The organism is Pseudoflavonifractor sp. An85 (assembly GCF_002161235.1).
In the GTDB taxonomy this organism is placed as follows: domain Bacteria; phylum Bacillota; class Clostridia; order Oscillospirales; family Oscillospiraceae; genus Enterenecus.
This window is the reverse complement of record NZ_NFHE01000049.1, coordinates 1-9702: the sequence shown is the minus strand read 5'-3', so window position 1 is coordinate 9702 and position 9702 is coordinate 1. Positions and strand designations below refer to the sequence as shown.

The following is a 9702-nucleotide window of genomic DNA, read 5'->3' as shown; positions in this document are numbered from 1 at the left end:
GCCTGTCCGTCCGCGTCCAAGGCCCGGATGGCGTCGGCCATGTCCGGATCGGCCACCGTCACGCCCACGCCGCCTACGTCGAACAGCGACTCGAAGCAGTGCCCGCAGGCGGGGCATGTGAGCCGGTTCAGCTCGCTCTCACGCATGTCGCAGAACAGGCGGACGCGCTTGGCCCGGCGCTCCTGCCTTCGGGCGATGTCCTTCCTCGCGTTGAGCAGGGACTTCCAGCAGTAGGTGCAGAACATCCGCACCGTGGCCTCCTGTTCCTCCTTGCTTTTTTCATAGTTTGCTATCATGGCAGTTTGCCTCCTTTCTATCTTTCATCGTAAGACACGAAAGGAAGGGGGCTGCCTGCCAAGAAAAGAGGCGGTAAACGGCGGTTTAGCGCCGGATTCAGTCTTTTTCCCGGATGCCCAGCCGTTCCTCCATGGAGCGGCGCATGAGCGCGGCCTTGGAGCGGCGGCGGGAGGCTCCGGTGAACTCGATGGGATAGCAGCGTTCGGTGATCCGGTCGAAGATGCGCTGCCATGGGCTTGAGGCGGATGGCTGGTAGATGTCCTTGAGGGGAATGTTGGTGGTGATGACCATGGGCTTGCCGGACCGGTAGCGCCCGTCGATGACGTTGTACACATGGCCCAGCATGTATTCGGTGCAGCGCTCCGCTCCAAGGTCCTCGATGAGCAGCAGGTCTCGATTCAGGATGCGGTCGAGGTTGGCGCGGCGGTCCGCGAAGGAGGATTCCATCAGCGTGGCGATGCCCGCGATGTCGGTCTGGTATGCGGAGAAGCCGAGGTCGATGACGGCGTTGGCGATGCAGGAGGCCATGAAGGTCTTGCCGGTGCCCACGCCGCCCCACAGGAGCAGGCCGCCGGGGTCGGACGGGTCGAAGGTCTCCGCGTAGCGTTTGCACAGCTCCGACTGCCGTGGGGTGCGCCCGTCGTCCGTGGCGAAGGTGCAGTCCCGGAGGAAGGGGCTGCCGTGGAAGCAGGCGTCCCGGAGCCGCTTGGCGCGTTCCGCCGCCTTCCTGAGCCGTTCCTGCTCCTCCCGTTCCCGCTGCTCCCGCATATCACATTCGCACAGGACGCGCACGATGCGCTCCTTCCCGCCGAACAGGTCCATGGCGGGCAGTCTCCGTTCCTTGGGCTGGCCGCAGCGTCCACAGACCAGCAGGCCGGTTTCGTCCCGGTAGTCCTCCCTCGGCACCACACGCTGTTTCTCCTCCATGTGAATCCGCTCCTTTCCGTCGTCAGTAGAGGCCCGCGTCGAGCATGTCCTGCGCCACGCTGCGGTCCACCTTGTTGGCCTTCATGATCTGCTCCACCGTCGGCACCTCACGCCCAAGGTCGGGTGCCGGGGCTGTGGGTGTCGCTGGCAGCTCGTGCTTTGCCCATGTGCGGGCCATGCGCCGCCAGTCGTCCAGCGGCTTGCCTGTCTTCGTGGCCCATCCGTGCCGCTCGAACCAGTCGAAGAACCGCTGGGGGTCGATGGGCAGGCGCTCGGAGCGGATGAAGGCCGTCACCTCCTCCAATGTGGGCCGTCCCGCCCGTTTCGATGGGTGCCCGTTTTTTTCGTCCCCAGCTGTAGATGTATTATCTATATCTATATCTAATTCTTCATCTTTACCGGAATTTTGGGCACCCTCCCGGAGACCAGTGTTTTCAAGGGGTTCCGGGGTGCCCACAGGGGTGCCCGGTTGGGTGCCCATGGGCAGGGGTGGGCAGCCCATTTGGGCGCCCAAGTGGGCACCTTTTTGGGCAGGGGTGGGCACCCCTGCTTGGGCATTTCCTTGGGCGGGCAGCCCACGGTAGGTCTTGAGGTAGCGCTGGACCGAGCTGCGGGGCACGCCCGTCTCCCGCGCGATCTGCACCTGCGAGGCGTCCGGATGCGCGGCGAAGTATTCGTGGACCACCTGCTCCCGGCTTTTCTTCGGCTGGGCGGCCTCCAGCCGCTTGGCCTCCCTGCGGGCCTCAAGCCTGCGCAGACGCTCCTCGTCCACGATCCGATCCCAGTCCGATATGACGTAGACGCCATCCACCGCCTCGATCATGCCGAGCCGTTCGTAGGTGTGCAGGGCGAGGCGCACGGTGGTCAGGGATTCGTTCACGATGCCCGCGATGATCTCCTCGTTCAACGGCATCTCGGATTCCTTGCGCCCGGTGCGCAGCACGAACCTGCCGCCGGTGTTCTGCCCGCCCACGAGGGCGACCAGCTTGAACCAAATGGCGATCATGGTATTGGACTCCGGCATGGTCTCGATGACCTTCACACGGGGATCATCGAAGAAATCGAGATGGAATTTCACCCATGTGAGCTTCATCGCGCCGCCCCCTCCGTCTCCGAAGGGACCACACCGAACCTGTCCAGCACCGACAGTGCGTAATGTGTGGCCTGCGGTGGGTTGTGGGTGATCCGGCACAGCTCCTCCTCGGTGAGCGTCCTGCCGTCCTCGCAGCGGAGGAGGTAGCCCCCATCCGCATCCATGTCCATCACCCGGACGCGGAGAAAGAGGAAGCGTATCCACAGGCAGATGATCGTGTCCCCCGAGGGCATCGCCTCGATGACCTTCACGCGGGCGTCGTCGAAGAAGTCCAACGGGAACCGGACGCAGTACTCCTCGTCCTTCATGGTCCGCTCCTTTCCTGCCATCACAACAGAATCCTGCATTGCTATTTTGCTATCATACTATATGGGGTGGATGGCAAGGCCCCGAAAACGACACGCCGGATGCCGTGCCTCCTGCCAAAGGCCGGTGAATCACGGGATAAACCGTTGTATGATGGAGGCGTCCTTTCTTTTGGATTGGGTTACCAACTCAAAAAGGATCGAAGCCCACCGATGCCTTCGCGCCGGTGGGCTTCGTCCCCCTCGTATTCAAGCTCAGTTCCACCCCTGCTGGGGCTGCCATGACTCCCCCTGCGGGGACCACGGCGTGTCCTGAGTCTCATTGTCATTGCCGTCAGCCGTCACGGAATCCGTGGTGGGGATGTCCGAACCGCCATCATTCGTGGCGGAAACCTCCGCCTCCGTCGGCCCGGCGGCGGGCGCATCCTCCTGCGGGGCGTCAACCTCCGCCTGCTGCGTCTCCTGCTTCGCCTCCGCGGCCTGTCCGCGACGGAAGGCGATCAGCGCGTCGTGGGCCTCCTCGGGGGTGCGCTCCGGGCCGACGAGCAGGGTCTGCATCTCCCCGGCGTGATCCACCAGCCATTCCCGCAGCGCTTCGGGGTCGAGCCGGGTCCAGTCGCAGCCGGTCACCGTGAGCACGGTTTCGCCCAGCGCATGTGCGAGGTCGGTGCGCCATTCGCGGGCCTGCTTCTGCTCCCGCGCCAAAGCCTCCCTCTTGTCGAGCTTGGCCTGTTTGAGCTGTTCCTTCAGTTCGGCGATGTACTCTTCCAATTCACCGCTGGATTTCATCTTCGTTGGCTTCATGGGCATGTCCTTTCGTGTAACGGTATATCGGTACCCATTTTGTCACAAGCCATGCACAGGCACCGTCAAACAGCGGTGTCCTTTGGATACCGGTGACGGTAAAATGGGGACGGCACATTCTTTGCGATTACGGAAAGGAGCATGGATGACCCCTGCTGAGAACAAGGCCCTGCGGGAGAGCATGGGTCTGACCCTGAAATGGCTGGCAATCCGGTGGGGCGTGACAGTGCAGAGCGTGAAGCGCTGGGAAGGCAGCCGCACCCCGCCACCACAGTTCGCCAAGGACATGCTGGACCTCAAGAGAAAGTTCGACGCCGAGGTGCAGCGCCTCGTGGAGAACGGCGGCGAAGTGGTAGAGGTGCCCCGGCGTGATCGGGACTGCACCGGCTCCGAGCAGTCCGCCGCATGGGCGCGGGCCGTGGCCCAGCGTGCCAAGGAACGGCGCGGCCTCACCATGGAGTTCCGGGACGCAATCAATGTGGGAAAACAGTAATACAGCAATCCGCGAAGAAAGCAGAATAGTTCAATAGTATCGACCGGAGCAACGGGTTCGCGTCGAGGCCGGGTTGCGTGGAGCAAACCCGACGGGAAAGCCCTCCGCGCTTCGCGCTCCGGTCTGCTTTCCCTCGGGACTGAATCGGGGCCGATCTTCCGTGGTGTGAACGGCAGGGGTGGTCAGGCAGTCGGTCATGCCTGCGGACACACATAGCTACCTCCCCACATTCCCATCTTCCTGTTATGATAGAATGATAGTAAACGGGAAAGGAGCGGAAACGATGGACCGACTGCGGAAATTTGAAAGCAGGATCAGGGATGCGCTTCAATCCCTCCGGGGGCGGATAGACCGTAGCCTGTTCGACGCCACGAAGGGCCTCGCCGCCAGTCAATACAGGATTCTGACCATGATCTCCTCGATACCGCCGGTGGCGATGTATCTGGTCCTCGGCGTATCCCTTGTGGCGTATCTGATTCTGGGATACGAATAAAGTAAAATGTCATTACATCTTGCTATCATGATAGCATTCCATAGATCGATAAGGAAAGAAACCAAGATGACGGACAAGAACGTGATCGGGGATACCGCCCCGGAGGGAGACATCCCCGAGGACAACGCCAAGGCTGCCGACGGTAGCGGCTGGAAGCAGTGGAGTCTGATAAAACGGTTCAGGTTCGTCTGGAACGGTAAATTCATCATGTCCGGCGCGGACGAGTGGAGGCACGCTGGCTGGCGGAGGCGGAGCTGGATTATCATGAAGGCCACGGTGTATCTCGCGTTTCTCTATTTCACGATCGGGGCCATCGTGGATGCGGTGGCGGCGATGCTCCTGTCTCTCTGGATGCTGCTGGCCTGATCCCATGGGCCATGCGGATTGGCCCGCAGCGTGGTATCATGGAATTGCAGTGCTCCTGCATATGGTTGATGTGATGAAGGCCCCCGGTTCGTCCGGGGGCCTTTCCGTATCTGCGACACGCCACTTCCGCCGTCTCACTATTATGCTACAATGATAGTATCCAACAAGGAAAGGACGTGGCAATGGAAACCCTCTACTTCGACGGCAAGCCGGTCAGCATCACCCTCACCGGCCTTGAGAAAAAGCTGGCACGGACCATCCTCGATCTCTCGGCGGGCGAGGACGGCTTCGAGCTGTACAACAACGATGTGGCATTGTTCGAGCAGGACCCCGGTGAGCCGGTCTTCGGCTGCAACTTCGAGCGCGTCGAACACATCGAGTGGAAGGATCGCAGGCAGCTCGGCGCTCTGCTCACCTCCCTCGAAAAGAAGCACGTCCTCTACGTGGAGGAGGACCCCCACGACGGCAATGGCATCTGGTACTGCCACAAGGTCCTGAAGGCGCTGGCAGTCTGAATCATCAACCGCCCGGCCCTGCGGGGCCGGGCCTCCATACAGTGAAGGAGAACGGCAATGTCGGATTATCTGGTCAGGGTGGCGATCACCGGGATCGTGGAGCACATCGCCCCCGGCTGCTGGGCCACGTCCATCACCTTCACCAAGAGCATCATCGTGGAGCAGGAGCAGAGAAACAGCATCATCGGCCTGTGCGACATGCTCCGGCACATGAAGGAGAGCGCGTATCACACCGCAGTCAGTACGCTCACCAACGCGGACGGCTTTCTGTTCGAGTTCGCCTGCGCCGATCCCACCGTCATCGCCGACTGGTTCCGTCAGGCCGGGATCGACTGGCCCGGCGGCGAGTTCCCCTGCATCGCCGGGGACTCCGCCGTTCAAATCAGCATCGGACGCTACGGACGCTGCTGAAAAGTGCTATTTCGACCCCGGCTTCATACCGGGGCTTTTTTATGTCAGCGACACGCCACCTCTGCTGTCTTACTATCATGCTATAATGATAGTATCCAACAAGGATAGGGCACCACCCATCAACCCCGGCAAGGAGCAGAAATGATTAAGGAACAGGCCATCGATACCCTCACCCTCGGCAACGTCAGCGTCACCGAGACCGATTACTGCGGCGGCAAGGTCGCGGTCTGGGCCTCGGACGACATCGACTATTGGTGCGATCTTTGCGGCAAGGTCTGTTGGGCCTGCACGCATGACCACCGGTACGTCTACGACACGGATGCACGGCTCTATGGCACCGACGCCGAGACCGGGAAACGCCGCCAGCTTACTCCGGAGGAAGCCTACTGGTACATCTACGACGGCCAGTCCGATAGGTTCGGGAATGTAGGCGAGAACGCCAGAGCGCCGGAGGTGCGAATTGAGGGTGTAGTCCGAGGCACCCGTCGAGGAAAGGAATTGGAATTGCCGAAGAGCATGAGCAAATACGCCGACCGCATCGAGCAGATTTGGTCGGAAGGAGAGGACGGGTATTGGGTGGACTACAAGCCCGGTTGGTGCAGCGGAGCGCTTGGCACGCCCGACCTAGGTCACAGTCCGGCTCAGTGCGTCCACACGGAGCATGAGTGGTCGAAACGGGAACTGTGGGAGGCGGTCAGCGCGTCCGAACCGTGTGATTGTGAGGAATGCAAGAACAGGAAACGTGAGGAGAAGCGCTAAGTGCCGACCGCCCGGCCCTACGGGGTCGGGCACCCATTGAGGAAGGAGCAAAAATGAGTGGAATAGGAACCATGGTGGTCTCGGCGTTGGTGGAAAGCGCCGTTGCCGTCTCGCCCTTCGTCATCGGAGGGATGGTGGTGGTAGCCGCTGAGGCCGTCCGGCAAGCCCGCAGGTTCGGGACCCACGGCGCTTTGCACAGAGCGCTTTATGCCGTGTCGGACCCGGCGCAGGACCCACAATGGTAACGCATGGCGGAATGATCCATCTGTGTGGCGGGAATTGAGAACCGAATGCCCCGGTCTTCAGGCCGGGGCCATCCCTATGGAAGGAGGACATGATGGCGGTGATGGATGGCGAGGGCAGCGTGACGTGGATCACGGTGGAATACGATGCGGGCAACCGTGAGTGGGAGGCCCGGTGCGAGGGCTGCGCGTGAAGGTGGACCGGTTGGAATCCCACAAGCATCACGGACGTGACCTGTGGGACTTCAAGGCGCGGTTCCATGTGCGCTGATCCGCTGCTGGCGCTTCCGTGACCCCGGCGATTCGCCGGGGTCTTTCCATGTCCGCGACACGCCACCACCGCCGTCCGACTACCATGCTACAATGATAGCATCCTACAAAGAAAGGAACCGCAATGGACCGCTATCATGAATCGGCCACCGTAGTCTCCGAGGATGCCGCCCAACGGCTTGTGGACGAACACAAGGCCCGTGTGTGGAGGAATCCCCGCAGCGGCATCACCCGTTTCTATCTGAGCGTGGACGCCTTGGAGGACCTTATCGGCCTCGATGTGGAGTTCTACAAGTCCGGCAACGTGCGCCGCTGCTCCTACATCGACGCCGACGGCGAAGTGGTGCGTGTAGCCAACTCCCGTGCCTACACCCGCTGGACCAAGACCTTCATTGAGAACGGCAGCATCTACACCGAGTGGGCACTCTACGGCGAGGACATCGCCGAGCTGATCGCACTCAACATCGCCAAGGCCGCTGAGCCGGAGGCCGAGACCGAGGAGTGCGACGAGGAAATCGACAACGCCTCCAAACTCAACATCGGTGATATTGTCATCAGGTCAGGCGACACCGTGGTCGTGACCGAAGTCGTCAACTCCGAGATATTCCGCTATCGCGTCATCGAGGCCCGCGACCCCCGCACAATCGGAGCCAAGGGCGGGCGCAACGTCAAGCTCGGCCCTGTCCGCCGCATTCGCAAAGGCGGTAAGAATGAGCAGTCGGAGGAAAACGAATGAGTATCGTACTGGTTAACCTTTTCTTAATCGGTTGCGCCATGGTGAGCGCCGTACTGGGGTATTTTACTATCCTCTGGTTGATGTGGAAAGGCGTCAGGGACGGCATGAAGAGGTGGAAAAAGATGACGGAGGAGGAACAGGCCAACTTCGTCCGCTTGACCGGCTTCGAGGTGGTGGCGATGGTTCTTATCTTGGAATTAGTCGGCGCGGGCGTGTTCGCCTTTTTCAAGTTATGTCTAGAGGTCCTTTAGTCCCTGCCTTGGCAGGATCGCCCCTCGCGGGCGTGCTGAGAATGAAGGCCCACATTCCTGTGTTGCTGCCTTGATAGCAAGATGTGAATGTGGTGTGCAGAACATGGAGAAGCCATTATTCTATCAAAATAGCTTGCTACACTGGTGGATGTACGGCAAGGCGAAAGGAGTTTCCGATGGATGTCGGTCACGAGCACGATGGCCTGTTCGCTCTCATTGATACGTACAACGAGGGCCTTGCCTTCTTCAAAGGCGGGGACGCCTACCCGTATGCGTCCGGCTTCTCCGATGCTGCGGAGGCGATGGGCTTTCGGATTGCGTGGAACCGCGAACAGGACAAGTCTCTGCAAATCGAATCCGTCATCTGTGAAAAGCACGGGGTTGGCATGACAAAAGACGGCGATCTGATTCTCAGCGCCTTCCGTGCCCGGCTCATCGATGTGGGAGGACGGTTTGGAAAGGGCCACTCCTATATATATGGTCTTGATGAATGCCGGATTCACGGCGGCCTCCTTCCCCTCGTGGAGTTCTACGACATGGACGTGAACCGAGAGCGCTATCCTGCTGGCGAGGTGGTCGCCGACTATTACGCGAATACACTCCTCCGGCCTGACGCAAGCGAAGGCGTCATTGACGTGGGCGGAGAACGCTCACGCGCATGGACCGACGAGGAGTTCAGTCGTGTGGTCGAGTGGCTGACATACCGGCTGGACCGGCGGGGCTATGACTGGCGTCCGCACCCCATGTATAGGGGCAGGAATTTTCGGGAGCCGGAAGACCGGTGACCATATATATAAGGAACAGGAGCAGATCATGAGCATCAACAGGGTGAGCATCGCCGGATATTTGACGCGGGATGCGGAGCTGCGCACCGTGAACGGGAACCTTGCCGTCCTCGGTTTCACGGTGGCGATCAACGAGAAGCGCAAGGATCGGGGGAGCGGACAGTATGTGGACGCGCCCGTGTTCGTTCGCTGTGCAGTGTTCGGACAGCGGGCCGAGCATCTTGCCCGGTACATGACCAAGGGCACGAAGGTGATGATCGACGGCAGGCTGCACTACTCCTCCTACATGAAGGACGATGAGCAGCGCTCCTCTCTGAGTGTCGTCGTGGATCAGTTGGAGTTCGGGAACGTGAAGCCACGGGAGGAGAACGCCATGTCGCAGGAGCAGACGGCGGCACCGGCGTCCCCCGGTACCACCGATTCGGATTTCTATGATGAGGACGTGTGGGAGCAGACCGGATTATGCTGAGCTTCATCCTTCTCATCGCGTTTACCGTCGTCTGGTATGCGCTGCTGGTCTTCATCGCTTGGGCGGTGGGCGGTATCGTGGCCGCGATCATCGTGGCGCTGCTCATCCCCATTGTCCTGATCTTCTGTGTGGCGATGGGCAGGGCCGCCGAACTGGGCGATCGTCTTCAAATGAAATTCAAGAAAGGACACTGATTATTATGTATACGATTCTGTTGCTGAATCAGAAGGGCGGGGTCGGCAAGACGACCATCGCCGACGAGCTGGCGTTCGCGTTCGAGCGGCGCGGCATGACCGTGGCGTTCGTGTCCACGGACCCGCAGGGCGGCAACGTGCATGAGGTGTGCGACGACCCGGACTATGCGGAGTCCTGCGATTTCCAGATCGTGGACACGGCGGGCGTGCTGAAGAACGGCATGGATGACTGGTGCCGCGCGGCGGACATGATCCTCGTGCCCATGCTGCCCAGCACCCGTGATGTGGAGCC

Annotated in this window: 18 protein-coding genes; 13 read left to right on the top strand and 5 right to left on the bottom strand. The window is 60.8% G+C overall.

Features of this window, described 5'->3' with window-relative positions; all coding sequences use genetic code 11:
• From B5G37_RS13665 to B5G37_RS13645, 5 genes are all read right to left on the bottom strand, one after another.
• The coding region (locus B5G37_RS13665) for a hypothetical protein (protein ID WP_143482963.1) at positions 1–296 on the bottom strand (296 nt) is incomplete at its 3' end.
• A gap of 97 nt (positions 297–393) precedes the next feature.
• Positions 394–1224 (bottom strand): ATP-binding protein, encoded by an 831-nt coding sequence (locus tag B5G37_RS13660; RefSeq protein ID WP_087258729.1) that lies wholly within the window; start codon positions 1222–1224, stop codon positions 394–396.
• Between the two features lie 22 nt (positions 1225–1246).
• A complete protein-coding gene (locus B5G37_RS13655; RefSeq protein ID WP_087258727.1) occupies positions 1247–2317 on the bottom strand; it encodes a phage replisome organizer N-terminal domain-containing protein in 1071 nt (356 codons plus the stop codon).
• On the bottom strand, positions 2314–2625 hold the full coding sequence (locus tag B5G37_RS13650) for a phage replisome organizer N-terminal domain-containing protein (protein ID WP_158099437.1): 312 nt from the start codon (positions 2623–2625) through the stop codon (positions 2314–2316). Before B5G37_RS13650 ends, B5G37_RS13655 begins: the two co-directional genes overlap by 4 nt.
• 252 nt (positions 2626–2877) lie before the next feature.
• On the bottom strand, positions 2878–3426 hold the full coding sequence (locus tag B5G37_RS13645) for a hypothetical protein (protein WP_087258723.1): 549 nt from the start codon (positions 3424–3426) through the stop codon (positions 2878–2880).
• A 121-nt stretch (positions 3427–3547) separates the two neighbouring features.
• Between B5G37_RS13645 and B5G37_RS13640 the strand changes: the two genes are divergently transcribed.
• The 13 genes from B5G37_RS13640 to B5G37_RS15285 all read left to right on the top strand — a co-directional run.
• On the top strand, positions 3548–3919 hold the full coding sequence (locus B5G37_RS13640) for a hypothetical protein (protein ID WP_158099436.1): 372 nt from the start codon (positions 3548–3550) through the stop codon (positions 3917–3919).
• 283 nt (positions 3920–4202) lie between these two features.
• Positions 4203–4412, top strand: a complete 210-nt coding sequence (locus B5G37_RS13635) for a hypothetical protein (protein ID WP_087258719.1) — start codon at positions 4203–4205, stop codon at positions 4410–4412.
• 66 nt (positions 4413–4478) lie between these two features.
• Entirely contained in the window at positions 4479–4778 is a 300-nt protein-coding gene (locus tag B5G37_RS13630; RefSeq protein ID WP_087258717.1) for a hypothetical protein, read from the top strand.
• A gap of 182 nt (positions 4779–4960) precedes the next feature.
• Positions 4961–5293 carry a hypothetical protein gene (locus B5G37_RS13625; protein WP_087258715.1) on the top strand — a complete coding sequence of 111 codons (333 nt, stop codon included), beginning with the start codon at positions 4961–4963 and terminating at the stop codon, positions 5291–5293.
• Positions 5294–5350: 57 nt separating this feature from the next.
• Complete coding sequence (locus tag B5G37_RS13620; protein ID WP_087258713.1) at positions 5351–5704, top strand: hypothetical protein; 354 nt, start codon at positions 5351–5353, stop codon at positions 5702–5704.
• A gap of 141 nt (positions 5705–5845) precedes the next feature.
• The gene (locus B5G37_RS13615; RefSeq protein WP_087258711.1) at positions 5846–6463 is read left to right on the top strand and encodes a hypothetical protein; all 618 of its coding nucleotides are present in this window, start codon (positions 5846–5848) and stop codon (positions 6461–6463) included.
• A gap of 53 nt (positions 6464–6516) precedes the next feature.
• A complete protein-coding gene (locus B5G37_RS13610; protein ID WP_087258709.1) occupies positions 6517–6708 on the top strand; it encodes a hypothetical protein in 192 nt (63 codons plus the stop codon).
• 391 nt (positions 6709–7099) lie between these two features.
• Positions 7100–7711, top strand: a complete 612-nt coding sequence (locus B5G37_RS13605) for a hypothetical protein (RefSeq protein ID WP_087258707.1) — start codon at positions 7100–7102, stop codon at positions 7709–7711.
• The gene (locus tag B5G37_RS13600; RefSeq protein WP_087258705.1) at positions 7708–7962 is read left to right on the top strand and encodes a hypothetical protein; all 255 of its coding nucleotides are present in this window, start codon (positions 7708–7710) and stop codon (positions 7960–7962) included. Before B5G37_RS13605 ends, B5G37_RS13600 begins: the two co-directional genes overlap by 4 nt.
• 176 nt (positions 7963–8138) lie before the next feature.
• Positions 8139–8747: a hypothetical protein gene (locus tag B5G37_RS13595; RefSeq protein ID WP_087258703.1), complete on the top strand. Its 609-nt coding sequence runs from the start codon at positions 8139–8141 to the stop codon at positions 8745–8747.
• Positions 8748–8775: 28 nt separating this feature from the next.
• Positions 8776–9216, top strand: coding sequence for a single-stranded DNA-binding protein (locus B5G37_RS13590; RefSeq protein ID WP_158099435.1), 441 nt, complete (start codon positions 8776–8778; stop codon positions 9214–9216).
• Positions 9210–9410, top strand: a complete 201-nt coding sequence (locus B5G37_RS15290; RefSeq protein WP_087258699.1) for a hypothetical protein — start codon at positions 9210–9212, stop codon at positions 9408–9410. The genes B5G37_RS13590 and B5G37_RS15290 overlap by 7 nt, the downstream gene beginning before the upstream one ends.
• Positions 9411–9415: 5 nt before the next feature.
• Positions 9416–9702: ParA family protein (locus tag B5G37_RS15285; RefSeq protein ID WP_158099434.1), on the top strand; the 287-nt coding region annotated here is incomplete at its 3' end.

Excerpts from the sequence above, each read along its gene's own strand:
- B5G37_RS13610 (WP_087258709.1), top strand. The coding sequence starts at position 6,517 with ATGAGTGGAATAGGAACCATGGTGGTCTCGGCGTTGGTGGAAAGCGCC.
- B5G37_RS13635 (WP_087258719.1), top strand. The coding sequence starts at position 4,203 with ATGGACCGACTGCGGAAATTTGAAAGCAGGATCAGGGATGCGCTTCAA.
- B5G37_RS13655 (WP_087258727.1), bottom strand. The coding sequence starts at position 2,317 with ATGAAGCTCACATGGGTGAAATTCCATCTCGATTTCTTCGATGATCCC.
- B5G37_RS13615 (WP_087258711.1), top strand. The coding sequence starts at position 5,846 with ATGATTAAGGAACAGGCCATCGATACCCTCACCCTCGGCAACGTCAGC.
- B5G37_RS13650 (WP_158099437.1), bottom strand. The coding sequence starts at position 2,625 with ATGAAGGACGAGGAGTACTGCGTCCGGTTCCCGTTGGACTTCTTCGAC.
- B5G37_RS13600 (WP_087258705.1), top strand. The coding sequence starts at position 7,708 with ATGAGTATCGTACTGGTTAACCTTTTCTTAATCGGTTGCGCCATGGTG.
- B5G37_RS13590 (WP_158099435.1), top strand. The coding sequence starts at position 8,776 with ATGAGCATCAACAGGGTGAGCATCGCCGGATATTTGACGCGGGATGCG.
- B5G37_RS15290 (WP_087258699.1), top strand. The coding sequence starts at position 9,210 with ATGCTGAGCTTCATCCTTCTCATCGCGTTTACCGTCGTCTGGTATGCG.
- B5G37_RS13630 (WP_087258717.1), top strand. The coding sequence starts at position 4,479 with ATGACGGACAAGAACGTGATCGGGGATACCGCCCCGGAGGGAGACATC.
- B5G37_RS13645 (WP_087258723.1), bottom strand. The coding sequence starts at position 3,426 with ATGAAGCCAACGAAGATGAAATCCAGCGGTGAATTGGAAGAGTACATC.
- B5G37_RS13660 (WP_087258729.1), bottom strand. The coding sequence starts at position 1,224 with ATGGAGGAGAAACAGCGTGTGGTGCCGAGGGAGGACTACCGGGACGAA.
- B5G37_RS13625 (WP_087258715.1), top strand. The coding sequence starts at position 4,961 with ATGGAAACCCTCTACTTCGACGGCAAGCCGGTCAGCATCACCCTCACC.
- B5G37_RS13595 (WP_087258703.1), top strand. The coding sequence starts at position 8,139 with ATGGATGTCGGTCACGAGCACGATGGCCTGTTCGCTCTCATTGATACG.
- B5G37_RS13605 (WP_087258707.1), top strand. The coding sequence starts at position 7,100 with ATGGACCGCTATCATGAATCGGCCACCGTAGTCTCCGAGGATGCCGCC.
- B5G37_RS13620 (WP_087258713.1), top strand. The coding sequence starts at position 5,351 with ATGTCGGATTATCTGGTCAGGGTGGCGATCACCGGGATCGTGGAGCAC.